Below are 24,446 nucleotides of genomic sequence, written 5' to 3' on the forward strand. Positions count from 1 at the left end.
AAGACAAAGATGTTATTATAATACTTGTCTTAGAAAAAAGTTAAATGAAAATTTAGACAATAATCTGGTTATAATAGCAGAGAGGATACACCTGTTCCCATTCCGAACACAGAAGTTAAGCTCTCTAGCGCTGATGGTACTTGGTGGGAAACTGCCTGGGAGAGTAGGACATAGCCAGGTGATGTGCCGAAGTGGCGGAACTGGCAGACGCACAGGACTTAAAATCCTGCGGGACTTACCTCTCGTACCGGTTCGATTCCGGTCTTCGGCACCACAAATTATTGTGGGCCATTAGCTCAGTTGGTTAGAGCGCCCGGCTCATAACCGGTAGGTCTGGGGTTCGAGTCCCTGATGGCCCACCACAATAATTTAAAGAACTTTGAAAATTAAACAGTAGGTTAATTTATAAAACAAGAAACAAACCATAAAGCCAGATATTTTGATAACAATAGTATCTGAGCCTGATAAACTTTTATTTGAGAGTTTGATCCTGGCTCAGGATGAACGCTGGCGGCGTGCCTAACACATGCAAGTTGAGCGATTTACTTCGGTAAAGAGCGGCGGACGGGTGAGTAACGCGTGGGTAACCTACCCTGTACACACGGATAACATACCGAAAGGTATGCTAATACGGGATAACATATTTGAGAGGCATCTCTTAAATATCAAAGGTGAGCCAGTACAGGATGGACCCGCGTCTGATTAGCTAGTTGGTAAGGTAACGGCTTACCAAGGCGACGATCAGTAGCCGACCTGAGAGGGTGATCGGCCACATTGGAACTGAGACACGGTCCAAACTCCTACGGGAGGCAGCAGTGGGGAATATTGCACAATGGGCGAAAGCCTGATGCAGCAACGCCGCGTGAGTGATGAAGGCCTTCGGGTCGTAAAACTCTGTCCTCAAGGAAGATAATGACGGTACTTGAGGAGGAAGCCCCGGCTAACTACGTGCCAGCAGCCGCGGTAATACGTAGGGGGCTAGCGTTATCCGGATTTACTGGGCGTAAAGGGTGCGTAGGCGGTCTTTCAAGTCAGGAGTGAAAGGCTACGGCTCAACCGTAGTAAGCTCTTGAAACTGGGAGACTTGAGTGCAGGAGAGGAGAGTGGAATTCCTAGTGTAGCGGTGAAATGCGTAGATATTAGGAGGAACACCAGTTGCGAAGGCGGCTCTCTGGACTGTAACTGACGCTGAGGCACGAAAGCGTGGGGAGCAAACAGGATTAGATACCCTGGTAGTCCACGCTGTAAACGATGAGTACTAGGTGTCGGGGGTTACCCCCCTCGGTGCCGCAGCTAACGCATTAAGTACTCCGCCTGGGAAGTACGCTCGCAAGAGTGAAACTCAAAGGAATTGACGGGGACCCGCACAAGTAGCGGAGCATGTGGTTTAATTCGAAGCAACGCGAAGAACCTTACCTAAGCTTGACACCCCAATGACATCTCCTTAATCGGAGACTTCCCTTCGGGGACATTGGTGACAGGTGGTGCATGGTTGTCGTCAGCTCGTGTCGTGAGATGTTGGGTTAAGTCCCGCAACGAGCGCAACCCTTGTCTTTAGTTGCCATCATTAAGTTGGGCACTCTAGAGAGACTGCCAGGGATAACCTGGAGGAAGGTGGGGATGACGTCAAATCATCATGCCCCTTATGCTTAGGGCTACACACGTGCTACAATGGGTAGTACAGAGGGTTGCCAAGCCGTAAGGTGGAGCTAATCCCTTAAAGCTACTCTCAGTTCGGATTGTAGGCTGAAACTCGCCTACATGAAGCTGGAGTTACTAGTAATCGCAGATCAGAATGCTGCGGTGAATGCGTTCCCGGGTCTTGTACACACCGCCCGTCACACCACGGGAGTTGGAGACGCCCGAAGCCGATTATCTAACCTTTTGGAAGAAGTCGTCGAAGGTGGAATCAATAACTGGGGTGAAGTCGTAACAAGGTAGCCGTATCGGAAGGTGCGGCTGGATCACCTCCTTTCTAAGGAGAATTGCCTACTGTTTAATTTTGAAAGTTCTTTATGAACTTCATATTTGGGGGTGTAGCTCAGTTGGGAGAGCACTTGCCTTGCAAGCAAGGGGTCAGGAGTTCGACTCTCCTCATCTCCACCATTTAAGAGCATATTACTTAAATCTTTGATTTATCTAGTAGACTCTTACATTGCACTTTAAGCTTATTTTTATACAAGCCTTGTGCATTAGCACCTTAAGCAACAGAATAAACTGAACGAATGTGAAGTTTGTTTGTTGGCGACGTGCGTTAGCACCTTAAAAACTGCATATATATTTAGTGATATGACATCTAATTTGTAATATATAAAGTTGATAACTTTTAAAAATTATCAAGTTGATAGACTTTAATCTATCAAACCTTTTTAACTGGTCAAGTTATTAAGGGTGCAGGGCGGATGCCTTGGCACTAGGAGCCGATGAAGGACGTGATAAGCTGCGATAAGCTTCGGGGAGTTGCACGTAAACTTTGATCCGAAGATTTCCGAATGAGGAAACTCACTTAGAGTAATGTCTAAGTATCATTAAGTGAATACATAGCTTAATGAGGGGAACTCAGGGAACTGAAACATCTAAGTACCTGAAGGAAGAGAAAGAAATTCGATTCCGTAAGTAGCGGCGAGCGAACGCGGAATAGCCCAAACCAATAAAGTTTTCTTTATTGGGGTTGCGGACATATCATAACGAAGAGGTATCGTAATTGAAGAGGTTTGGAAAGACCCACCACAGAAGGTAATAGTCCTGTATGTTAAACGAGAAGACTTCAGATATGATCCAGAGTACCACGGGACACGTGAAACCCTGTGGGAAGCAGGAGGGACCACCCTCCAAGGCTAAATACTACCTAGTGACCGATAGCGTATAGTACCGTGAGGGAAAGGTGAAAAGAACCCCGGGAGGGGAGTGAAATAGAACCTGAAACCCTGCACTTACAAGCTGTGGAAGCACATTTCTTGTGTGACCGCGTACTTTTTGTAGAACGGGCCAACGAGTTACGTTAAGTAGCAAGGTTAAGCACTTAAGGTGTGGAGCCGTAGCGAAAGCGAGTTTTAACTGAGCGTTCAGTTACTTGATGTAGACCCGAAACCGGGCGACCTACCCATGAGCAGGATGAAGCGAAAGTAAAATTTCGTGGAGGTCCGAACCCACGAGCGTTGAAAAGCTCGGGGATGACTTGTGGGTAGCGGTGAAATTCCAATCGAGCCCGGAGATAGCTGGTTCTCCCCGAAATAGCTTTAGGGCTAGCCTCAAGGTGAGAGATACGGAGGTAGAGCACTGAATGTCCTAGGGGGTATTGCACCTACCGAAGACTATCAAACTCCGAATGCCGTCATCTTATACTTGGGAGTCAGACTGTGGGTGATAAGATTCATAGTCGAAAGGGCAACAGCCCAGATCGTCAGCTAAGGTCCCTAAATGTAAGTTAAGTGGTAAAGGATGTGGGATTGCACAGACAACCAGGATGTTGGCTTAGAAGCAGCCACTCATTCAAAGAGTGCGTAATAGCTCACTGGTCGAGTGATCCTGCGCCGAAGATTTCCGGGGCTAAAACTTACTACCGAAGCTACGGCATCATTATGATGGGTAGGGGAGCTTCCCATACGGGTTGAAGCATGACCGTAAGGACATGTGGACAGTATGGGAGTGAGAATGTTGGCATGAGTAGCGAGATGTGGGTGAGAATCCCACAGGCCGTAAACCCAAGGTTTCCAGGGGAAGGTTCGTCCGCCCTGGGTTAGTCGGGACCTAAGCTGAGGCCGAAAGGCGTAGGTGATGGACAACAGGTTGATATTCCTGTACTACCGATAACCGTTTGAGAGATGGGATGACACAGTAGGATAAGCTAAGCACACTGTTGGTTATGTGTGCCCAAGCATTGAGGCAGTCAGAGTAGGTAAATCCGCTTTGATAATGCTGGGATGTGATGGGGAGCGAAATTTAGTAGCGAAGTAGCTGATTTCACACTGTCAAGAAAAGTCTCTATCGAGGTTAAAGGTACCCGTACCGCAAACCGACACAGGTGGGTGAGGAGAGTATCCTAAGGCCCGCGAGAGAACTGTTGTTAAGGAACTCGGCAAAATGACCCCGTAACTTAGGGATAAGGGGTGCCACCATCCGGTGGCCGCAGAGAATAGGCCCAAGCGACTGTTTACCAAAAACATAGGTTTCTGCTAAGTCGCAAGACGATGTATAGGAGCTGACGCCTGCCCGGTGCTGGAAGGTTAAGGGGATCTGTTAGAGTAATCGAAGCAGTGAACTTAAGCCCCAGTAAACGGCGGCCGTAACTATAACGGTCCTAAGGTAGCGAAATTCCTTGTCGGGTAAGTTCCGACCCGCACGAAAGGCGTAACGATTTGGGCACTGTCTCAACAACAGACTCGGTGAAATTGTAATTCCGGTGAAGATGCCGGATACCTGCGACAGGACGGAAAGACCCCATGGAGCTTTACTGTAGCTTGACATTGGGTCTTGGTACTACATGTACAGGATAGGTGGGAGGCTTTGAAACCAGGACGCCAGTTTTGGCGGAGCCATCCTTGGGATACCACCCTTGTAGTACTGGGACTCTAACCATAGGCCATGAATCTGGTCTTGGGACACTGTCAGGTGGGCAGTTTGACTGGGGCGGTCGCCTCCCAAAAGGTAACGGAGGCGCTCAAAGGTTCTCTCAGTACGGTCGGAAATCGTACGTAGAGTGTAAAGGCAAAAGAGAGCTTGATTGCAAGACATACAGGTCGAGCAAGGATGAAAATCGGACTTAGTGATCCGGTGGTTCTGCGTGGAAGGGCCATCGCTCAACGGATAAAAGCTACCCTGGGGATAACAGGCTTATCTCCCCCAAGAGTCCACATCGACGGGGAGGTTTGGCACCTCGATGTCGGCTCATCACATCCTGGGGCTGTAGTAGGTCCCAAGGGTTGGGCTGTTCGCCCATTAAAGTGGTACGCGAGCTGGGTTCAGAACGTCGTGAGACAGTTCGGTCCCTATCCGTCGCAGGCGTAGGAAATTTGAGAAGACCTGTCCTTAGTACGAGAGGACCGGGATGGACGTACCTCTGGTGTACCAGTTGTTCTGCCAAGGGCATGGCTGGGTAGCTATGTACGGAATGGATAAGCGCTGAAAGCATCTAAGCGCGAAGCCAACTTCAAGATAAGATTTCCCACCGCAAGGGTAAGACCCCAGAAAGACTATCTGGTTGATAGGTCGAAGGTGTAAGTGCAGCAATGTATTTAGCTTATCGATACTAATAGGTCGAGGACTTGACCAAATTATTTGATGTTCATTCAGTAAAATATATGTGTAGTTTTTAGAGTGCTAACTCTAAAGAAACTAGTATTACTAGATTCTAATAACTTAATAGATATATTAAGCATAGAGATTATGTGGTTACAATAGCAGAGAGGATACACCTGTTCCCATTCCGAACACAGAAGTTAAGCTCTCTAGCGCTGATGGTACTTGGTGGGAAACTGCCTGGGAGAGTAGGACGTAGCCACGTAATCTTTTTTATTTGCAATAAAATTTAAGATTAAATAGAATATAAAGTCAATATTGATTTATAATAAGATAAAATATAGAATTATATAGTATAGGTAAAGTTTTTGATTTAGAAAGAAGGTGTAATATGAATTCTGATGAAAGAAGAAGCAAATTAATAGATATTTTAAAAGAATCTAAGTGCCCTGTAAAAGGTGGAATGCTAGCTGAGATATTAAATGTAAGTAGACAAGTAATAGTACAAGATATAGCCCTTATAAGAGCTAGAGGATTTGAAATAATAGCTACACCTCAAGGATATATAATATATAATCAACCATATTTTACAAAACAAATAAAATGTAAGAATCACAAGAACTCTAAAGAAATTTATGATGAATTAAAGATTATTGTAGATTTAGGTGGGATTGTAAAAGATGTCATTGTAAATCATCCAACATATGGTCAGATAACTGCAGAACTTAACATTTATTCTAAGATGGATATAGATAATTTCATGAAGAAGGTTGAGACAAATGAATTTAAGCAGTTATCAGTTCTGACAGAATGTAGTCATATTCATACAGTTGAGGCGCTAAAAGAAGAGACTATAGAAGCTATAACAAAAGAATTAGAGGACAGAGGAATATTATCATAAGGAGGAGTTAAATGAATTTTTTATCATTGGCTAAGACTGCTTCAACAAATAGTAATATAACTAAGAGAACTTTAGAAAATATGCTTAATAACTTTAGTGATAATATACCAAATATTATATATGCAATAATTGTATTTGTAATAGGTATCTATATATCTAAGATAGTAAGAAAGATGGTTTCAAAGTTTTTAATCAAATATGGAATGAGTAAAGGTGTAAATAATTTCATTGTATATGGAATATATATATCTATGCTATCTATTATATCATTGATAAGTTTGGGAATTATAGGAATACAAACTACTTCAGTTGTAGCTGTATTAGGAGCTGCTGGATTTAGTATAGGTTTAGCATTTAAAGAAATATTATCAAACCTAGGCTCAGGTATGATTATTTTATTTTTTAAGCCATTTAACATAGGTGATTATATTCAAGGTTCAGGTGTAGAAGGTACAGTTTCTGATATACAGATATTTAGTACTGTTCTAAAAACTCCAGATAATAAAACCATAATTATACCAAATTTTCAATTGACAAGTAATAATATAATTAATTACACACATCAAAATAAAAGAAGAATAGATTTTTCTTATAATATTTCCTATGATAGTGATATAGATGTAGTTAAGTCTATATTGAATGAAATTTTTACAAATGAAAAAAGAATATTAGATGACCCAAAACCTATAATAGGTTTAAACTCTATAGGAAATAATACCATGCAAATAGTTGCTAGACCATGGGTTAAAACTGATGATTACTGGGATGTATACTTTGATATAATGGAAAAAGTCAAAAATAAATTTGATGAAAATAATATAAAAGTTCCATTTGTTCCTTCTTCATTGTTATTTAATAATATAAGCAATTTAAATACAATGGATAAAAGATAGAATTTTAATTAAATAAAAAAAATGAATTTAATATAAAAAATTAAAGAAAATTCTAAAAAAATTTGAATAATAGTATTGAAAGATGTTAATATATATAATATAATGATTATCAAATAAAACAATTAGTTAAAAAGCGGTGAAGGAAAATAGTAAAAAACAGATTGTATTCAGAGAATGAGTGGATGGTGAGAACTCATTACAATGGTTTTTGAATCTACTCTAGAGCTTCTAGTTAAAGCTAGACGTTTACCTACGTTATAGGTCTGAGAGGATTATACACTTTAGTATAATCAATTAGGGTGGCAACGCGGATAAAAGATTTTCGTCCCTTTTATAGGGTAAACGGAGGTCTTTTTTTATTTCTCAAATTTGTTTAAACTAAAGGTTTATAGCTATAATACTTGTAAATTAATTGGAATTATAATTTAGATTATCAAAATTATTAGGAGGAATTAATATGTTAGATATTAAAAGAATAAGAGAAAATTTAGATGATATCAAGAAAGCTATGGATAGAAGAGGTGAAAAAGAATTTGACCTTGATGCTGTAGTGGAATTAGATAATAAAAGAAGAGAAATACTTCAAGAAGTTGAAGTTATGAAAAATGAATTAAATGTAAATTCTAAAAATATACCACAATTAATAAAAGAAGGAAAAGATGTAACAGAAGAAAAAGCAAGATTAAAAGAGTTATCAGACAAGATAAAAGGTATTGATGAAAAAGTAAAAGAAGTAGAAGCAAAAATGGAATACACATTGATGAGAATACCAAATGTTCCTCATCCTGAGGTACCACAAGGCGAAACAGATGAAGATAATGTTCAAGTAAGAACTTGGGGAGAACCTACTAAATTTGATTTCGAGCATAAAGCACATTGGGATATTGGTACTGGTCTAGGTATATTAGATTTTGAAAGAGCTGGAAAAATAACTGGTTCAAGGTTTACTCTATATAGAGGTCTAGGTGCTAGACTAGAAAGATCTTTAATGAATTTCTTTTTAAATACTCATACAGCTAAACATGGATATACAGAAGTTTTACCTCCATTTATGGCTAATAGAAATAGTTTTATAGGTACAGGTCAACTTCCTAAATTTGAAGAAGATATGTTTAAGATAGAAGGACTAGAGTATTTCTTAATACCAACAGCTGAAGTACCTGTTACTAATATACATGCTAATGAAATATTAGATGTCGCAGAACTTCCAATTAAATATTGTGCATATACTCCTTGTTTTAGATCTGAAGCAGGTTCAGCAGGAAGAGATACAAGAGGTTTAGTTAGACAACATCAATTTAATAAAGTTGAGTTAGTTAAATTTGTTAAACCAGAAGATTCTTATGATGAATTAGAATCATTAACTCATGATGCTGAAACTATGCTACAAATGTTAGGTCTTCCATATAGAGTTGTAAAAATATGTACAGGAGATTTAGGATTCACAGCTGCATTTAAATATGATTTAGAAGTTTGGATGCCAAGTTACAATAGATATGTAGAAATATCTTCTTGTTCAAACTTTGAAGACTTCCAAGCTAGAAGAGCTGGAATAAGATTTAAAAGAGATAAAAAATCAAAAGCAGAATATGTTCATACTTTAAATGGTTCTGGATTAGCTATAGGAAGATGTTTAGCTGCTATATTAGAAAATTATCAGCAAGCAGATGGTTCTGTAGTAGTTCCAGAAGAATTAAGACCTTATATGGGTGTTGATGTTATAAGATAATTCTATTTAATATCATATGTAGAAAGATATTTTAATATAAAAGATATACTATGAATGAACAATAAATTAAAAAGGCTATGAAATTATTAATATAATTATTAAATTTCATAGCTTTTTTATGTCAATTTATATAACAGAATGTTTATCATAAAATACTAAATATCTTTATAAATCAACACTTATGTAAATGAATAAAGATTATTTTAGAACTAATTTAAATAAAATATAGCTATATCTATTAATAATTAAATAAACAAAATAAAATTAAGTTGAATTATAAAATGAATTATGATAAGATAAGTTTGTTATAAGTTTTGGGAGGAATTATGGAAAGTTCATTTTATATGAAAGAAGCATTAAAGGAAGCATATAAAGCATATAATAAAAGAGAAACACCAATAGGTGCTATTATAGTTAAAGATAATGAAATAATAGCTAGAGCCCATAACCTTACAGAAACATTAAAAGATTCTACAGCTCATGCAGAAATGTTGGCGATAAAACAAGCATCAGAAAAAATAGGTGGCTGGAGGTTGACTGATTGTGATTTATATGTTACAATGGAACCTTGCATAATGTGTAGTGGTGCAATAGTTAATTCTAGAATAAAAAAGCTTATAATAGGGACAAGACATGTAAAAAATTCATATATAGAAAAACAGCATGAGTTTAAATTAGATTATTTTAATAATAATAATGTAAAAGTGGCTTTTGATGTTTTGCAAGAAGAATGCTCGATCATATTGCAAGAATTTTTTAAGGCATTAAGAAAAAGAGATTAAGGAGAGATGGTCGAGTGGTCGAAGGCGCTCGCCTGGAAAGCGAGTATATGGGTAAAACTGTATCGTGGGTTCAAATCCCACTCTCTCCGCCAGAAACAATAAAAGTAATTAAATATGGTTGTAATTTTGCTGTACTAGATGGGGAGGTAGCGGTGCCCTGTAACCTGCAATCCGCTATAGCAGGATTGAATTCCATCTAAAGGCTTATTTTCTGTAGGGCCGCCCTAAATAAGTGGTGTTGATGCTTAGGTCCTGCGCAATGAAAGCTCATGAACCCCGTCAGATCCGGAAGGAAGCAGCGGTAAGTGATCACTTTTGTGTGCCGCGGGGGTGCCTAAGTTGAGCTAACTGTTTTGGTAACGCCTATGGAATTAAGTCGATAGATGGTGTACAGCATTTAATATATAAAAGACTAATCCCTTAGATAATGAGGGATTTTTTTATTAATTTTACTAAAGAGAGGTAAAAAGATGCATAAAGCATTATATAGAGCATATAGACCACAAAAGTTTGAGGACGTTATTGGTCAAGATCATATTATTAAGACTTTAAAAAATCAAATATACAATGATAATATAGGACATGCTTATTTGTTTTGCGGTACAAGAGGTACTGGTAAGACATCTACTGCAAAGATTTTTTCTAGAGCAGTTAACTGTTTAAATAAAATAAATGAAGAACCTTGTAATGAGTGTGAGATATGTGAATCTATATTAAAGGACAATACAATGGATGTTGTAGAAATAGATGCAGCATCAAATAACAGTGTAGATGATATAAGAGAACTTAGAGAAAGTGTGAAATATTCTCCAGCTAATGCTAAATATAAAGTATATATAATAGATGAGGTTCATATGTTGTCTCAAGGAGCTTTTAATGCACTATTAAAAACATTAGAGGAGCCTCCCTCATATGTAATCTTTATATTGGCTACTACTGAACCTCACAAGATACCTGCAACTATTTTATCGAGATGCCAAAGATACGATTTCAAAAGAGTTACAGTTAAGGACATGACTCTTAGAATGAAAAGGATTTGTGAAGATGAAGGAATTGATATAGATGATAAAGCTCTTAACTTAATATCTAGGAATTCTCAAGGAGCACTTAGAGATGCTCTTAGTATATTAGACCAATGTATGTCATTTGGAGAGAATAAAATAGATTATAAAGATGTTGTTGAATTGATGGGAAGCGTCAATATAGAACAATTATTTGAATTGTCTCAATGTATTGTAGAACAAAATACTAAAAAATCTCTTGAGATATTAAATGAATTTGTTTTATGGGGAAAAGATATAAGAAACCTTATAAATGATTTGATTGATCATTTTAGAAATTTAATGGTATGTAAAGTATCATCAGAATTAGATGAAATAATTTCATTACCAGAAGAAACTATAGAACAACTTAAATTTCAATCTGAAGATATAGATATAAATGATTTAATAAGAATTTTAAATGTGTTATCAGCAACTCAAGATGATATAAAGTCATCTTCAAATCCAAGGGTCTTGGTGGAAATAACTATGATGAAGATTGCTCAACCAATGTTTGATGAAAGTAAAGAAGCTCTTATTAAAAGAGTTGAAAACTTAGAAAAAATGATTGAATTGGGTAGCTTTAAAGTTTCAAAACAGGATAATAGTAAAGAAAAAGAATATGATGTAGATAGAGACATAAATGTAAAAAAAGAAAATGTAGTTTATGAAGAGGTAAAAAATGAGGATGTTATACTTATAGAGTCATCTTGGAAGAATATACTTAAACAAATTAAAAAAGATAAAAAAATGCCAATATATGCACTTTTAAGTGAGGTAAAAAGTTTTAATGTATATTCTAATATGTTATACGTTATATTTGATGATAAATTTGATTTTGCAAAAACTAGACTAAGCTCCCAAGATACAATAAATTATCTAGAAAAAATAATAAGAGATGTTTTAAATAGAAGTTTTAATGTGAAAATAGTGTTGACATCAGAAGTTAAAGATATAAATCTTGAAGTTAAAGAGAAAAAAGACATTGGTGAAGAGATTTTAAAGAACATAGTAAATGAAGAGATACTAGAAATAAAAGATAGTATTGATGAAAATGAAAGTAAATAATAAAATATTATTATGATATAATAATAAAATGAAAATAAGTTTAGGAGGAATAGTATTTATGGCTAAAAAAGGTTTTGGAGGCGGAATGATGCCTGGTGGTGGAAATATGAACAATTTATTAAAACAGGCTCAAAAGATGCAAGAAAATATGCAAAAAGCTCAACAAGAGTTAGAAAATAAAGAAGTAGAAGCTTCAGTTGGCGGAGGAGCAGTTACTGTAAAAGTTAATGGTAAGAAAGAAGTTTTGGATATAACTATTAAACCAGAAGTAGTTGACCCAGATGATATAGAAATGCTACAAGATTTAGTTTTAAGTGCAATAAATCAAGCATTGAGAAATATTGATGATATACAAGCAAATCAAATGAATAAGGTAACTGGAGGTATGAATATACCAGGGTTATTCTAGTAGGTGATATTTATGCAAGTTTATACAGGTCCAATAACGAGACTTATAGAAGAATTTTCAAAGCTTCCCGGAGTGGGGAGAAAGACTGCTCAAAGATTGGCATTTCATATTATTAGTATGAATACTAATGATGTAGAAGCTTTATCTAAAGCGATTATAGATGCAAAAAGAGAAATAAGATATTGTTCAATTTGTTGTAATATAACAGATACAGATCCATGTAGTATGTGTTCAAATAAAAATAGGGACTCTAGTGTCATATGTGTTGTAGAAGATCCAAGAGATGTAGCAGCTATGGAGAGAACGAGAGAGTTTAAGGGTCATTATCATGTATTAAATGGAGTAATTTCTCCAATGGATGGAATTGGTCCAGATATGCTAAAAATAAAGGAACTTATACAAAGGCTTGGAAATCAAGAAGTTAAAGAAATAATAATGGCAACAAATCCTACTATTGAAGGAGAAGCCACAGCTATGTATATTGCTAGATTAGTAAAGCCAATGGGAATTAAAGTTACTAGGATAGCTCATGGTCTTCCTGTTGGAGGAGATTTAGAGTATGCAGATGAAGTTACAATATCAAAAGCATTAGAAGGTAGAAGAGAGATATAAAAATCGAGGTTAATACCTCGATTTTTGTAATTTTTTGGTGTTAATTTCAAATTAATTTTGATTTAGATTTGTTGAATAAATTTCTTCTGTATTGTATAATTTGTTGTATAAATCATTTAAAAATTTTGATAGGGGTGCAACATGAAACCAATTATGAACTTAGAAGAACATAATGCAATGAAAGAAAAAAGAGTTAAAAAAATGAAATCAAAAGATAAACCTAAATATGATGATTTTGATGATATAAACTTTTCTAATAAGAAAAAAACCAAGAAAAGTGTACGAAACAAAAATACTGAATTCAGAAATAATTATAAAAACTATCAGTATGATTATGAAGAAGACTTTTATGAACCAATTTAATATTAAATAATTAGAAAATAAAAAATCCCTAATAGATAATATATACTATAGGGATTTTATTTATTTTATTAATTAGAAATTATACTTAAAATCAAATTAGCTATATTTTGGGCTGAATTTGATTTTCTTATTGATTTAATATTTCTTTTTAACATTTCTAACCTACTTGGGTCATCTATTAAAACTTTTAATAATATTGATAAATTATACTTTTTTGTAGTTCTAAGTGCTGCACCACAATTAGATAAAAAATCTAGATTCTCTTCTTCTTGACCAGGTATATAATATGGAACTATCATAGGCACATCTTTTAAGAGTGCTTCAGTTGTAGTAAGACCACCAGGTTTACTTACCAAGACATCTATAGAAGCTAAAATATCATTCATTTTATTAGTATATCCAAGAACACATACATTTTTATTATGAGAACGAGACATAAGTTTTTTTTCGATTTTTTCTTTTAAACTTTCATTTCTACCAGTTATTACAAGTATCTGAAAATCTCTATCAGTATCTAATAGTTCATCTAATGTTTCTTTTATATTTCCAGCTCCAAAACTACCACCCATAAGTAAAACAGTCAATTTATCAGGAGATAAATTCAACTCAGAAAGAACAATTTCTTTATCTCTGTGAGAAAGAAATGATTTTTCAACAGGAATTCCAAAAGTTCTAATTTTACTAGGTTCAACCCCATCAAATACCAATAATTCTTTTACATATTCATGACCAACTATATAATAATCAATTTCGTTTTGTATCCATGTAGAATGCGTAGTATAATCAGTTAATACAGAAATAAGTGGAGGTACATTGATAGTATTTGTATGATGTTTATAAAAATACTCTGTATAAGTATTGGATTCATTATTATGTAAGTTAAAGTTTTTTTTCAATGTACTAAGTGCAATCATTGGAAAAGGATGCGTTCCTATAATCAAATCTGGCTTTGTGCTTCTAATAAGTTTTTTAAATTTTTTTGCCATAAATGTTATTATTAAATTGTCTTTAAATTCATTTTTTGATAAAAGATTCGTTTCAGATAATCTATATACACTTCCATATGCTTTGGGGGTATATATAGCAGACTTTTCATATCCTCTTGAAATTATCTTATCCATTGTGTTATTAACTAATTTTAAACTATCTATTATTTCACATTCAATTGGCTCTCCATCAAGTGTTTTGGAAGTAAGTTCTTCTTTAATAGCTAGAGCAGCTCTATTATGTCCACCACCAGTGGAAGCAGACATTATTAATACTTTTTTGCTCATAATAAAATCCTCCTAAAATGTAGCATAGTATTTGTATGATATTATATTTTGATATATATAAATTGTCATTGTAAATCAAATTATTAATAAATTATTTTTTAATATTAATCTAATACAAGATTACAAAAATTACAAGTGAAAGAAATGTAAATTAATCTTATAAAATATGTGCTATTATAAATATCCATTATAAATAAAAAATTTAATTATAGAATAAAAAGGAAAATTGAGCATAGAATATATATTAGTTTTATGAAATAAACACTTCTAAACAGTATTAAATTTAAAAATTTGAATATAAAAAATATATGATAAATAAAAAATTAAAAAAAATGAAAAATTATATTGACTTAGATAAATAAAGGTGATATAGTATTACTTGTCCTTGAAAAAAGGAAAAAGAAATAAACACGAACATTGAAAATTAAACAGTAGGTTAATTTATATTAAGAAACAAACCATAAAGCCAGATATTTTGATAACAATAGTATCTGAGCCTGATAAACTTTTATTTGAGAGTTTGATCCTGGCTCAGGATGAACGCTGGCGGCGTGCCTAACACATGCAAGTTGAGCGATTTACTTCGGTAAAGAGCGGCGGACGGGTGAGTAACGCGTGGGTAACCTACCCTGTACACACGGATAACATACCGAAAGGTATGCTAATACGGGATAACATATTTGAGAGGCATCTCTTAAATATCAAAGGTGAGCCAGTACAGGATGGACCCGCGTCTGATTAGCTAGTTGGTAAGGTAACGGCTTACCAAGGCGACGATCAGTAGCCGACCTGAGAGGGTGATCGGCCACATTGGAACTGAGACACGGTCCAAACTCCTACGGGAGGCAGCAGTGGGGAATATTGCACAATGGGCGAAAGCCTGATGCAGCAACGCCGCGTGAGTGATGAAGGCCTTCGGGTCGTAAAACTCTGTCCTCAAGGAAGATAATGACGGTACTTGAGGAGGAAGCCCCGGCTAACTACGTGCCAGCAGCCGCGGTAATACGTAGGGGGCTAGCGTTATCCGGATTTACTGGGCGTAAAGGGTGCGTAGGCGGTCTTTCAAGTCAGGAGTGAAAGGCTACGGCTCAACCGTAGTAAGCTCTTGAAACTGGGAGACTTGAGTGCAGGAGAGGAGAGTGGAATTCCTAGTGTAGCGGTGAAATGCGTAGATATTAGGAGGAACACCAGTTGCGAAGGCGGCTCTCTGGACTGTAACTGACGCTGAGGCACGAAAGCGTGGGGAGCAAACAGGATTAGATACCCTGGTAGTCCACGCTGTAAACGATGAGTACTAGGTGTCGGGGGTTACCCCCCTCGGTGCCGCAGCTAACGCATTAAGTACTCCGCCTGGGAAGTACGCTCGCAAGAGTGAAACTCAAAGGAATTGACGGGGACCCGCACAAGTAGCGGAGCATGTGGTTTAATTCGAAGCAACGCGAAGAACCTTACCTAAGCTTGACATCCCAATGACATCTCCTTAATCGGAGACTTCCCTTCGGGGACATTGGTGACAGGTGGTGCATGGTTGTCGTCAGCTCGTGTCGTGAGATGTTGGGTTAAGTCCCGCAACGAGCGCAACCCTTGTCTTTAGTTGCCATCATTAAGTTGGGCACTCTAGAGAGACTGCCAGGGATAACCTGGAGGAAGGTGGGGATGACGTCAAATCATCATGCCCCTTATGCTTAGGGCTACACACGTGCTACAATGGGTAGTACAGAGGGTTGCCAAGCCGTAAGGTGGAGCTAATCCCTTAAAGCTACTCTCAGTTCGGATTGTAGGCTGAAACTCGCCTACATGAAGCTGGAGTTACTAGTAATCGCAGATCAGAATGCTGCGGTGAATGCGTTCCCGGGTCTTGTACACACCGCCCGTCACACCACGGGAGTTGGAGACGCCCGAAGCCGATTATCTAACCTTTTGGAAGAAGTCGTCGAAGGTGGAATCAATAACTGGGGTGAAGTCGTAACAAGGTAGCCGTATCGGAAGGTGCGGCTGGATCACCTCCTTTCTAAGGAGAATTACCTACTGTTTAATTTTGAGGGTTCGTTTTTACGAATACTCAAAATTAGCACTTTAAGCAACAGAATAAACTGAGCGCATGCGAAGTTTGTTTGTTGGCGACGTGCGTTAGCACTTTAAGCAACGGGATTTATCCGTTGGCGCTGTGCGTTAGCACTTTGAAAACTGCATATATATTTAGTGATATGACATCTAATTTGTAATATATAAAGCTGATAACTTTTTAAAATTATCAAGTTGATAGACTTTAATCTATCAAACCTTTTTAACTGGTCAAGTTATTAAGGGTGCAGGGCGGATGCCTTGGCACTAGGAGCCGATGAAGGACGTGATAAGCTGCGATAAGCTTCGGGGAGTTGCACGTAAACTTTGATCCGAAGATTTCCGAATGAGGAAACTCACTTAGAGTAATGTCTAAGTATCATTAAGTGAATACATAGCTTAATGAGGGGAACTCAGGGAACTGAAACATCTAAGTACCTGAAGGAAGAGAAAGAAATTCGATTCCGTAAGTAGCGGCGAGCGAACGCGGAATAGCCCAAACCAATAAAGTTTTCTTTATTGGGGTTGCGGACATATCATAACGAAGAGGTATCGTAATTGAAGAGGTTTGGAAAGACCCACCACAGAAGGTAATAGTCCTGTATGTTAAACGAGAAGACTTCAGATATGATCCAGAGTACCACGGGACACGTGAAACCCTGTGGGAAGCAGGAGGGACCACCCTCCAAGGCTAAATACTACCTAGTGACCGATAGCGTATAGTACCGTGAGGGAAAGGTGAAAAGAACCCCGGGAGGGGAGTGAAATAGAACCTGAAACCCTGCACTTACAAGCTGTGGAAGCACATTTCTTGTGTGACCGCGTACTTTTTGTAGAACGGGCCAACGAGTTACGTTAAGTAGCAAGGTTAAGCACTTAAGGTGTGGAGCCGTAGCGAAAGCGAGTTTTAACTGAGCGTTCAGTTACTTGACGTAGACCCGAAACCGGGCGACCTACCCATGAGCAGGATGAAGCGAAAGTAAAATTTCGTGGAGGTCCGAACCCACGAGCGTTGAAAAGCTCGGGGATGACTTGTGGGTAGCGGTGAAATTCCAATCGAGCCCGGAGATAGCTGGTTCTCCCCGAAATAGCTTTAGGGCTAGCCTCAAGGTGAGAGATACGGAGGTAGAGCACTGAATGTCCTAGGGGGTATTGCACCTACCGAAGACTATCAAACTCCGAATGCCGTCATCTTATACTTGGGAGTCAGACTGTGGGTGATAAGATTCATAGTCGAAAGGGCAACAGCCCAGATCGTCAGCTAAGGTCCCTAAATGTAAGTTAAGTGGTAAAGGATGTGGGATTGCACAGACAACCAGGATGTTGGCTTAGAAGCAGCCACTCATTCAAAGAGTGCGTAATAGCTCACTGGTCGAGTGATCCTGCGCCGAAGATTTCCGGGGCTAAAACTTACTACCGAAGCTACGGCATCATTATGATGGGTAGGGGAGCTTCCCATACGGGTTGAAGCATGACCGTAAGGACATGTGGACAGTATGGGAGTGAGAATGTTGGCATGAGTAGCGAGATGTGGGTGAGAATCCCACAGGCCGTAAACCCAAGGTTTCCAGGGGAAGGTTCGTCCGCCCTGGGTTAGTCGGGACCTAAGCTGAGGCCGAAAGGCGTAGGTGATGGACAACAGGTTGATATTCCTGTACTACCGATAACCGTTTGAGAGATGGGATGACACAGTAGGATAAGCTAAGCACACTGTTGGTTATGTGTGCCCAAGCATTGAGGCAGTCAGAGTAGGTAAATCCGCTTTGATAATGCTGGGATGTGATGGGGAGCGAAATTTAGTAGCGAAGTAGCTGATTTCACACTGTCAAGAAAAGTCTCTATCGAGGTTAAAGGTACCCGTACCGCAAACCGACACAGGTGGGTGAGGAGAGTATCCTAAGGCCCGCGAGAGAACTGTTGTTAAGGAACTCGGCAAAATGACCCCGTAACTTAGGGATAAGGGGTGCCACCATCCGGTGGCCGCAGAGAATAGGCCCAAGCGACTGTTTACCAAAAACATAGGTTTCTGCTAAGTCGCAAGACGATGTATAGGAGCTGACGCCTGCCCGGTGCTGGAAGGTTAAGGGGATCTGTTAGAGCAATCGAAGCAGTGAACTTAAGCCCCAGTAAACGGCGGCCGTAACTATAACGGTCCTAAGGTAGCGAAATTCCTTGTCGGGTAAGTTCCGACCCGCACGAAAGGCGTAACGATTTGGGCACTGTCTCAACAACAGACTCGGTGAAATTGTAATTCCGGTGAAGATGCCGGATACCTGCGACAGGACGGAAAGACCCCATGGAGCTTTACTGTAGCTTGACATTGGGTCTTGGTACTACATGTACAGGATAGGTGGGAGGCTTTGAAACCAGGACGCCAGTTTTGGCGGAGCCATCCTTGGGATACCACCCTTGTAGTACTGGGACTCTAACCATAGGCCATGAATCTGGTCTTGGGACACTGTCAGGTGGGCAGTTTGACTGGGGCGGTCGCCTCCCAAAAGGTAACGGAGGCGCTCAAAGGTTCTCTCAGTACGGTCGGAAATCGTACGTAGAGTGTAAAGGCAAAAGAGAGCTTGATTGCAAGACATACAGGTCGAGCAAGGATGAAAATCGGACTTAGTGATCCGGTGGTTCTGCGTGGAAGGGCCATCGCTCAACGGATAAAAGCTACCCTGGGGATAACAGGCTTATCTCCCCCAAGAGTCCACATCGACGGGGAGGTTTGGCACCTCGATGTCGGCTCATCACATCCTGGGGCTGTAGTAGGTCCCAAGGGTTGGGCTGTTCGCCCATTAAAGTGGTACGCGAGCTGGGTTCAGAACGTCGTGAGACAGTTCGGTCCCTATCCGTCGCAGGCGTAGGAAATTTGAGAAGACCTGTCCTTAGTACGAGAGGACCGGGATGGACGTACCTCTGGTGTACCAGTTGTTCTGCCAAGGGCATGGCTGGGTAGCTATGTACGGAATGGATAAGCGCTGAAAGCATCTAAGCGCGAAGCCAACTTCAAGATAAGATTTCCCACCGCAAGGGTAAGACCCCAGAAAGACTATCTGGTTGATAGGTCGAAGGTGTAAGTGCAGCAATGTATTTAGCTTATCGATACTAATAGGTCGAGGACTTGACCAAATTATTTGATGTTCATTCAGTAAAATATATGTGTAGTTTTTAGAGTGTTAACTCTATGTAAAGTACTAACTTCAATTAATATGGTATATATCATAAAAAACAATTACTATTTAGTACTTTAAAACTATTGACATTTAAAAATAAAGATGTTAATATAATACTTGTCTTATAAATAGGCAATATGTGGTTATAATAGCAAAGAGGATACACCTGTTCCCATTCCGAACACAGAAGTTAAGCTCTTTAGCGCTGATGGTACTTGGTGGGAAACTGCCTGGGAGAGTAGGACATAGCCACGTGGATATTCCAAGGTAGCTCAACGGTGGAGCAACCGGCTGTTAACCGGTAGGCTGTGGGTTCGAGCCCCACCCTTGGAGCCAAAAAAGCCGAAGTGGCGGAACTGGCAGACGCACAGGACTTAAAATCCTGCGGGACTTACCTCTCGTACCGGTTCGATTCCGGTCTTCGGCACTTATAAAACAATATCGCGGAGTGGAGCAGTTGGCAGCTCGTCGGGCTCATAACCCGAAGGTCGTAGGTTCGAGTCCTGCCTCCGCAACCATTAAAATATTAAAATGGCTCGTTGGTCAAGAGGTTAAGACACCGCCCTTTCACGGCGGTAACAGGGGTTCAATTCCCCTACGAGTCACCAATTAAATATGCGGGTGTAGCTCAATGGTAGAGTTCTGGCCTTCCAAGCCAGCTGTGAGGGTTCGATCCCCTTCACCCGCTCCAAAAATGGGACCATAGCTCAGCTGGGAGAGCACCTGCCTTACAAGCAGGGGGTCACAGGTTCGAGCCCTGTTGGTCCCACCATTTGCGGCCTGGTAGTTCAGTTGGTTAGAATGCCAGCCTGTCACGCTGGAGGTCGAGGGTTCGAACCCCTTCCAGGTCGCCAAAACAAAAAATGCTGGTGTGGCTCAACGGTAGAGCAGCTGACTTGTAATCAGCAGGTTGTAGGTTCGATTCCTATCACCAGCTCCATGTAAAATTAATACGGAGGATTTCCCGAGCGGCCAAAGGGGGCAGACTGTAAATCTGTTGTCATCGACTTCGGTGGTTCGAATCCACCATCCTCCACCAAAAAAAATGCGCGGATGTGGCGGAATTGGCAGACGCACTAGACTTAGGATCTAGCGCCATTGGCGTGGGGGTTCGACTCCCTTCATCCGCACCATTTTTATTTAATTTGTACATATATAATTGTGGGTGCATAGCTCAGCTGGATAGAGCAACGCCCTTCTAAGGCGTGTGTCCGGGGTTCGAATCCCTGTGCGCTCACCACATATATTGGGGATTAGCCAAGTCGGTAAGGCACATGACTTTGACTCATGTATGCGTAGGTTCGAGTCCTGCATCCCCAGCCATTAAAATTAGGTTCATTAGCTCAGCTGGCAGAGCACCTGACTCTTAATCAGGGTGTCCCGAGTTCGATCCTCGGATGAATCATTGTGAAGTAGAATATGGAGAGGTGTCCGAGTGGTTTAAGGAGCTGGTCTTGAAAACCAGTGACTTCGAAAGGGGCCGTGGGTTCGAATCCCACCCTCTCCGCCAAATGCCCAGATAGCTCAGTCGGTAGAGCAGGGGACTGAAAATCCCCGTGTCGGTGGTTCGATTCCGCCTCTGGGCACCAAAATATGGCGGTATAGCTTAGTTGGCTAGAGCGTTCGGTTCATACCCGAAAGGTCATAGGTTCGACTCCTATTACCGCTACTAAAATTTAATGTGGGCCATTAGCTCAGTTGGTTAGAGCGCCCGGCTCATAACCGGTAGGTCTGGGGTTCGAGTCCCTGATGGCCCACCACATTAAATTAAGCAAATAACTTCGAGGTGTAGCGCAGTTTGGTAGCGCACATGGTTTGGGACCATGGGGCCGGGGGTTCGAGTCCCTTCACCTCGACCAATTAAGGTGGGTATAGCTCAGTTGGTTAGAGCGCCAGATTGTGGCTCTGGAGGTCGTGAGTTCGACTCTCATTATCCACCCCAACTAATATGGTCTATTAGCTCAGTCGGTAGAGCACCTGACTTTTAATCAGGGTGTCCCGCGTTCGAGTCGCGGATAGATCACCAAAAGGCGGCGACATAGCCAAGTGGTAAGGCAGTGGACTGCAACTCCTTGATCCCCAGTTCGAATCTGGGTGTCGCCTCCAATATATTCCAAGGTAGCTCAACGGTGGAGCAACCGGCTGTTAACCGGTAGGCTGTGGGTTCGAGCCCCACCCTTGGAGCCAAAAAAGCCGAAGTGGCGGAACTGGCAGACGCACAGGACTTAAAATCCTGCGGGACTTACCTCTCGTACCGGTTCGATTCCGGTCTTCGGCACTTATAAAACAATATCGCGGAGTGGAGCAGTTGGCAGCTCGTCGGGCTCATAACCCGAAGGTCGTAGGTTCGAGTCCTGCCTCCGCAACCATTAAAATATTAAAATGGCTCGTTGGTCAAGAGGTTAAGACACCGCCCTTTCACGGCGGTAACAGGGGTTCAATTCCCCTACGAGTCACCAATTAAATATGCGGGTGTAGCTCAATGGTAGAGTTCTGGCCTTCCAAGCCAGCTGTGAGGGTTCGATCCCCTTCACCCGCTCCAAAAATGGGACCATAGCTCAGCTGGGAGAGCACCTGCCTTACAAGCAGGGGGTCACAGGTTCGAGCCCTGTTGGTCCCACCATTTGCGGCCTGGTAGTTCAGTTGGTTAGAATGCCAGCCTGTCACGCTGGAGGTCGAGGGTTCGAACCCCTTCCAGGTCGCCAAAACAAAAAATGCTGGTGTGGCTCAACGGTAGAGCAGCTGACTTGTAATCAGCAGGTTGTAGGTTCGATTCCTATCACCAGCTCCATGTAAAATTAATACGGAGGATTTCCCGAGCGGCCAAAGGGGGCAGACTGTAAATCTGTTGTCATCGACTTCGGTGGTTCGAATCCACCATCCTCCACCAAAAAAATGCGCGGATGTGGCGGAATTGGCAGACGCACTAGACTTAGGATCTAGCGCCATTGGCGTGGGGGTTCGACTCCCTTCATCCGCACCATTTTTTATTCAATTTAATAAACGAGCGGGAATAGTTCAGTGGTAGAGCGCAACCTTGCCAAGGTTGAAGTCGCGAGTTCGAATCTCGTTTCCCGCTCCAAATTTTGTGTTTATATTGTAATGTGGGTGCATAGCTCAGCTGGATAGAGCAACGCCCTTCTAAGGCGTGTGTCCGGGGTTCGAATCCCTGTGCGCTCACCACATATATATTGGGGATTAGCCAAGTCGGTAAGGCACATGACTTTGACTCATGTATGCGTAGGTTCGAGTCCTGCATCCCCAGCCAAATAACATGGTCTATTAGCTCAGTCGGTAGAGCACCTGACTTTTAATCAGGGTGTCCCGCGTTCGAGTCGCGGATAGATCACCAATGGAGAGGTGTCCGAGTGGTTTAAGGAGCTGGTCTTGAAAACCAGTGACTTCGAAAGGGGCCGTGGGTTCGAATCCCACCCTCTCCGCCAGATGCCCAGATAGCTCAGTCGGTAGAGCAGGGGACTGAAAATCCCCGTGTCGGTGGTTCGATTCCGCCTCTGGGCACCAAAGTATGGCGGTATAGCTTAGTTGGCTAGAGCGTTCGGTTCATACCCGAAAGGTCATAGGTTCGACTCCTATTACCGCTACTAAAATTTAATGTGGGCCATTAGCTCAGTTGGTTAGAGCGCCCGGCTCATAACCGGTAGGTCTGGGGTTCGAGTCCCTGATGGCCCACCACATTAAATTATGAATACATGGTGGGTATAGCTCAGTTGGTTAGAGCGCCAGATTGTGGCTCTGGAGGTCGTGAGTTCGACTCTCATTATCCACCCCAACTAATATGGTCTATTAGCTCAGTCGGTAGAGCACCTGACTTTTAATCAGGGTGTCCCGCGTTCGAGTCGCGGATAGATCACCAAAAAGGTGGCGACATAGCCAAGTGGTAAGGCAGTGGACTGCAACTCCTTGATCCCCAGTTCGAATCTGGGTGTCGCCTCCAATAAAACATGCGCTCATAGCTCAACTGGATAGAGTGTCTGACTACGAATCAGAAGGTTAGGGGTTCGAGTCCCTTTGGGCGCACCATATAAACATCGAGGGATTATAGCTCAGCTGGGAGAGCACCTGCCTTACAAGCAGGGGGTCACAGGTTCGAGCCCTGTTAATCCCACCAGTGCAAACCTCTAGTAATTTTACTAGAGGTTTTATTTTTGATTAAAAAAGTTTTTATATTTAGGAGGTAAGAAACTTGTATATAATAATAGGAAATGAAATAGTTGATAGCGAAGAACTAAAATTAACTATAGATAAAAATAGCAAATTTAAAGTTGAAAAAGATTTAAGTAAAAGTACAAAAAGGGAAGATGTAATTGCATATCAGTTGAGTATAGATTTGAATTACTTAGATACTATTATAAGCGAACAATATGATTCTGTTAACTTATCTGATGAAGAAAAATTTGATGAATATATGACTTTATCTGATGAACTTGCACTAGATTTAGAAGAATTTATGCCAAAATACACAATAATAAATGCTAGAGCATATAAATTAGATGAGGTAGATGGAGTCGTAAAAATAATCTTGGCTATAGCTTATGCGGATTTAGGTCATTTAAAACTTTCAGATGTAGTGAAGAGGGTATCTAGACAAATAGATTAGGGTATGAACGATATTAAAAAAATATATAAAATCTTACGTAAAGATGAAAATAATTATGTAAACATAAGAAAAAACAGTATAAAATCAAGTCAATTGTAGAAATTTTCACATAAATTTGCCTGAAATTCCATAAAAAATGCCTTAATTTTAGTGAGGTAAATTGAGTTTACACAGTCTAAAAATTACTTATATTTATAAATTTATCTTATTAATTAAGGAACTTGCTTAAACATCTTCAAAAATAAAGTATTTTAGTCTATAATCTTTAATATTACACAAACAATA

At 40.2% G+C, this 24,446-nt stretch carries 10 protein-coding genes, 48 tRNA genes, 7 rRNA genes, 1 other RNA gene and 1 other annotated feature; of the genes, 65 read left to right on the forward strand and 1 reads right to left on the reverse strand.

Going from position 1 to position 24,446, the window contains the following annotated elements; translation table 11 throughout:
- Positions 1-63 precede the first annotated feature (63 nt).
- From rrf (ACTG44_RS00070) to ACTG44_RS00150, 17 genes are all read left to right on the forward strand, one after another.
- Positions 64-180: ribosomal RNA gene (gene rrf / locus ACTG44_RS00070) — 5S ribosomal RNA — on the forward strand.
- Positions 181-185: 5 nt separating this feature from the next.
- Positions 186-274 (forward strand) — tRNA-Leu (locus tag ACTG44_RS00075).
- 11 nt (positions 275-285) lie between these two features.
- Positions 286-362: transfer RNA gene (locus ACTG44_RS00080), tRNA-Ile, on the forward strand.
- Positions 363-472: 110 nt separating this feature from the next.
- Positions 473-1,975 (forward strand): 16S ribosomal RNA (locus ACTG44_RS00085).
- 55 nt (positions 1,976-2,030) lie between these two features.
- Positions 2,031-2,106 (forward strand) — tRNA-Ala (locus ACTG44_RS00090).
- A gap of 269 nt (positions 2,107-2,375) precedes the next feature.
- Positions 2,376-5,272, forward strand: a 23S ribosomal RNA gene (locus ACTG44_RS00095).
- Positions 5,273-5,386: 114 nt separating this feature from the next.
- A 5S ribosomal RNA gene (rrf, locus tag ACTG44_RS00100) occupies positions 5,387-5,503 on the forward strand.
- Together the 16S, 23S and 5S rRNA genes with 3 tRNA genes alongside form the textbook arrangement of a ribosomal RNA operon.
- A gap of 126 nt (positions 5,504-5,629) precedes the next feature.
- Complete coding sequence (locus ACTG44_RS00105) at positions 5,630-6,139, forward strand: 3H domain-containing protein (RefSeq protein WP_479917848.1); 510 nt, start codon at positions 5,630-5,632, stop codon at positions 6,137-6,139.
- An 11-nt stretch (positions 6,140-6,150) separates the two neighbouring features.
- Entirely contained in the window at positions 6,151-7,032 is an 882-nt protein-coding gene (locus ACTG44_RS00110; protein WP_479917849.1) for a mechanosensitive ion channel family protein, read from the forward strand.
- 127 nt (positions 7,033-7,159) lie between these two features.
- Positions 7,160-7,365, forward strand: a binding site (T-box leader).
- A gap of 124 nt (positions 7,366-7,489) precedes the next feature.
- Complete coding sequence (serS, locus tag ACTG44_RS00115) at positions 7,490-8,761, forward strand: serine--tRNA ligase (protein ID WP_479917850.1); 1,272 nt, start codon at positions 7,490-7,492, stop codon at positions 8,759-8,761.
- 326 nt (positions 8,762-9,087) lie between these two features.
- A complete protein-coding gene (locus ACTG44_RS00120) occupies positions 9,088-9,543 on the forward strand; it encodes a nucleoside deaminase (protein WP_479917851.1) in 456 nt (151 codons plus the stop codon).
- Positions 9,544-9,635 (forward strand) — tRNA-Ser (locus ACTG44_RS00125).
- A 37-nt stretch (positions 9,636-9,672) separates the two neighbouring features.
- An RNA gene (gene ffs, locus ACTG44_RS00130) (signal recognition particle sRNA large type) lies at positions 9,673-9,937 on the forward strand.
- Between the two features lie 76 nt (positions 9,938-10,013).
- On the forward strand, positions 10,014-11,651 hold the full coding sequence (gene dnaX, locus ACTG44_RS00135) for a DNA polymerase III subunit gamma/tau (protein WP_479917852.1): 1,638 nt from the start codon (positions 10,014-10,016) through the stop codon (positions 11,649-11,651).
- 58 nt (positions 11,652-11,709) lie between these two features.
- The gene (locus ACTG44_RS00140; protein WP_021382454.1) at positions 11,710-12,060 is read left to right on the forward strand and encodes a YbaB/EbfC family nucleoid-associated protein; all 351 of its coding nucleotides are present in this window, start codon (positions 11,710-11,712) and stop codon (positions 12,058-12,060) included.
- A gap of 12 nt (positions 12,061-12,072) precedes the next feature.
- On the forward strand, positions 12,073-12,672 hold the full coding sequence (gene recR, locus ACTG44_RS00145; RefSeq protein ID WP_479917853.1) for a recombination mediator RecR: 600 nt from the start codon (positions 12,073-12,075) through the stop codon (positions 12,670-12,672).
- Positions 12,673-12,813: 141 nt separating this feature from the next.
- Entirely contained in the window at positions 12,814-13,035 is a 222-nt protein-coding gene (locus ACTG44_RS00150; RefSeq protein WP_021382448.1) for a hypothetical protein, read from the forward strand.
- Positions 13,036-13,103: 68 nt separating this feature from the next.
- Here the strand turns inward: ACTG44_RS00150 and ugtA are convergent, their stop codons facing one another.
- Positions 13,104-14,309 (reverse strand): glycolipid MHDRG biosynthesis glycosyltransferase UgtA, encoded by a 1,206-nt coding sequence (gene ugtA / locus ACTG44_RS00155; protein ID WP_021382451.1) that lies wholly within the window; start codon positions 14,307-14,309, stop codon positions 13,104-13,106.
- A 508-nt stretch (positions 14,310-14,817) separates the two neighbouring features.
- Between ugtA and ACTG44_RS00160 the strand changes: the two genes are divergently transcribed.
- From ACTG44_RS00160 to ACTG44_RS00395, 48 genes are all read left to right on the forward strand, one after another.
- Positions 14,818-16,320, forward strand: a 16S ribosomal RNA gene (locus ACTG44_RS00160).
- 282 nt (positions 16,321-16,602) lie between these two features.
- Positions 16,603-19,499 (forward strand): 23S ribosomal RNA (locus tag ACTG44_RS00165).
- Between the two features lie 182 nt (positions 19,500-19,681).
- Positions 19,682-19,798 (forward strand): 5S ribosomal RNA (rrf, locus tag ACTG44_RS00170).
- A gap of 6 nt (positions 19,799-19,804) precedes the next feature.
- Positions 19,805-19,879 (forward strand) — tRNA-Asn (locus tag ACTG44_RS00175).
- Positions 19,880-19,884: 5 nt separating this feature from the next.
- Positions 19,885-19,970, forward strand: a tRNA-Leu gene (locus tag ACTG44_RS00180).
- Between the two features lie 15 nt (positions 19,971-19,985).
- Positions 19,986-20,061: transfer RNA gene (locus ACTG44_RS00185), tRNA-Met, on the forward strand.
- Between the two features lie 15 nt (positions 20,062-20,076).
- Positions 20,077-20,151 (forward strand) — tRNA-Glu (locus tag ACTG44_RS00190).
- A gap of 9 nt (positions 20,152-20,160) precedes the next feature.
- Positions 20,161-20,234 (forward strand) — tRNA-Gly (locus ACTG44_RS00195).
- 5 nt (positions 20,235-20,239) lie between these two features.
- Positions 20,240-20,315 (forward strand) — tRNA-Val (locus ACTG44_RS00200).
- 5 nt (positions 20,316-20,320) lie between these two features.
- Positions 20,321-20,397: transfer RNA gene (locus tag ACTG44_RS00205), tRNA-Asp, on the forward strand.
- An 11-nt stretch (positions 20,398-20,408) separates the two neighbouring features.
- Positions 20,409-20,483 (forward strand) — tRNA-Thr (locus ACTG44_RS00210).
- Positions 20,484-20,497: 14 nt separating this feature from the next.
- Positions 20,498-20,582, forward strand: a tRNA-Tyr gene (locus ACTG44_RS00215).
- Between the two features lie 10 nt (positions 20,583-20,592).
- Positions 20,593-20,676: transfer RNA gene (locus ACTG44_RS00220), tRNA-Leu, on the forward strand.
- 30 nt (positions 20,677-20,706) lie between these two features.
- Positions 20,707-20,783: transfer RNA gene (locus ACTG44_RS00225), tRNA-Arg, on the forward strand.
- A gap of 7 nt (positions 20,784-20,790) precedes the next feature.
- Positions 20,791-20,866 (forward strand) — tRNA-Gln (locus ACTG44_RS00230).
- 9 nt (positions 20,867-20,875) lie between these two features.
- Positions 20,876-20,948: transfer RNA gene (locus ACTG44_RS00235), tRNA-Lys, on the forward strand.
- Between the two features lie 16 nt (positions 20,949-20,964).
- A tRNA-Ser gene (locus tag ACTG44_RS00240) sits at positions 20,965-21,053 on the forward strand.
- 3 nt (positions 21,054-21,056) lie between these two features.
- A tRNA-Phe gene (locus ACTG44_RS00245) sits at positions 21,057-21,132 on the forward strand.
- A gap of 6 nt (positions 21,133-21,138) precedes the next feature.
- Positions 21,139-21,212 (forward strand) — tRNA-Met (locus tag ACTG44_RS00250).
- Between the two features lie 14 nt (positions 21,213-21,226).
- Positions 21,227-21,303: transfer RNA gene (locus ACTG44_RS00255), tRNA-Ile, on the forward strand.
- 22 nt (positions 21,304-21,325) lie between these two features.
- Positions 21,326-21,402 (forward strand) — tRNA-Pro (locus tag ACTG44_RS00260).
- A 6-nt stretch (positions 21,403-21,408) separates the two neighbouring features.
- Positions 21,409-21,485 (forward strand) — tRNA-His (locus ACTG44_RS00265).
- Between the two features lie 8 nt (positions 21,486-21,493).
- Positions 21,494-21,569 (forward strand) — tRNA-Lys (locus tag ACTG44_RS00270).
- Positions 21,570-21,575: 6 nt separating this feature from the next.
- Positions 21,576-21,649, forward strand: a tRNA-Cys gene (locus ACTG44_RS00275).
- 6 nt (positions 21,650-21,655) lie between these two features.
- A tRNA-Asn gene (locus ACTG44_RS00280) sits at positions 21,656-21,730 on the forward strand.
- 5 nt (positions 21,731-21,735) lie between these two features.
- Positions 21,736-21,821: transfer RNA gene (locus ACTG44_RS00285), tRNA-Leu, on the forward strand.
- A gap of 15 nt (positions 21,822-21,836) precedes the next feature.
- Positions 21,837-21,912: transfer RNA gene (locus ACTG44_RS00290), tRNA-Met, on the forward strand.
- 15 nt (positions 21,913-21,927) lie between these two features.
- Positions 21,928-22,002 (forward strand) — tRNA-Glu (locus ACTG44_RS00295).
- Positions 22,003-22,011: 9 nt separating this feature from the next.
- Positions 22,012-22,085, forward strand: a tRNA-Gly gene (locus tag ACTG44_RS00300).
- A 5-nt stretch (positions 22,086-22,090) separates the two neighbouring features.
- A tRNA-Val gene (locus ACTG44_RS00305) sits at positions 22,091-22,166 on the forward strand.
- Between the two features lie 5 nt (positions 22,167-22,171).
- Positions 22,172-22,248, forward strand: a tRNA-Asp gene (locus ACTG44_RS00310).
- Between the two features lie 11 nt (positions 22,249-22,259).
- Positions 22,260-22,334: transfer RNA gene (locus ACTG44_RS00315), tRNA-Thr, on the forward strand.
- Positions 22,335-22,348: 14 nt separating this feature from the next.
- Positions 22,349-22,433 (forward strand) — tRNA-Tyr (locus ACTG44_RS00320).
- A gap of 9 nt (positions 22,434-22,442) precedes the next feature.
- Positions 22,443-22,526: transfer RNA gene (locus ACTG44_RS00325), tRNA-Leu, on the forward strand.
- A gap of 24 nt (positions 22,527-22,550) precedes the next feature.
- Positions 22,551-22,625, forward strand: a tRNA-Gly gene (locus ACTG44_RS00330).
- Between the two features lie 24 nt (positions 22,626-22,649).
- Positions 22,650-22,726, forward strand: a tRNA-Arg gene (locus tag ACTG44_RS00335).
- A gap of 9 nt (positions 22,727-22,735) precedes the next feature.
- Positions 22,736-22,811 (forward strand) — tRNA-Gln (locus ACTG44_RS00340).
- An 8-nt stretch (positions 22,812-22,819) separates the two neighbouring features.
- Positions 22,820-22,895: transfer RNA gene (locus ACTG44_RS00345), tRNA-Lys, on the forward strand.
- 2 nt (positions 22,896-22,897) lie between these two features.
- Positions 22,898-22,986: transfer RNA gene (locus tag ACTG44_RS00350), tRNA-Ser, on the forward strand.
- A 3-nt stretch (positions 22,987-22,989) separates the two neighbouring features.
- A tRNA-Phe gene (locus ACTG44_RS00355) sits at positions 22,990-23,065 on the forward strand.
- A gap of 6 nt (positions 23,066-23,071) precedes the next feature.
- Positions 23,072-23,145, forward strand: a tRNA-Met gene (locus ACTG44_RS00360).
- 14 nt (positions 23,146-23,159) lie between these two features.
- Positions 23,160-23,236, forward strand: a tRNA-Ile gene (locus tag ACTG44_RS00365).
- A 20-nt stretch (positions 23,237-23,256) separates the two neighbouring features.
- A tRNA-His gene (locus ACTG44_RS00370) sits at positions 23,257-23,333 on the forward strand.
- A gap of 8 nt (positions 23,334-23,341) precedes the next feature.
- Positions 23,342-23,417: transfer RNA gene (locus ACTG44_RS00375), tRNA-Lys, on the forward strand.
- Between the two features lie 7 nt (positions 23,418-23,424).
- Positions 23,425-23,498 (forward strand) — tRNA-Cys (locus tag ACTG44_RS00380).
- Positions 23,499-23,507: 9 nt separating this feature from the next.
- Positions 23,508-23,584 (forward strand) — tRNA-Arg (locus tag ACTG44_RS00385).
- Between the two features lie 12 nt (positions 23,585-23,596).
- Positions 23,597-23,672 (forward strand) — tRNA-Val (locus tag ACTG44_RS00390).
- Positions 23,673-23,747: 75 nt separating this feature from the next.
- A complete protein-coding gene (locus ACTG44_RS00395) occupies positions 23,748-24,161 on the forward strand; it encodes a hypothetical protein (RefSeq protein ID WP_021382496.1) in 414 nt (137 codons plus the stop codon).
- The last annotated feature ends 285 nt before the right edge of the window (positions 24,162-24,446 follow it).

This window comes from Clostridioides sp. LIBA-2809 (assembly GCF_056688965.1).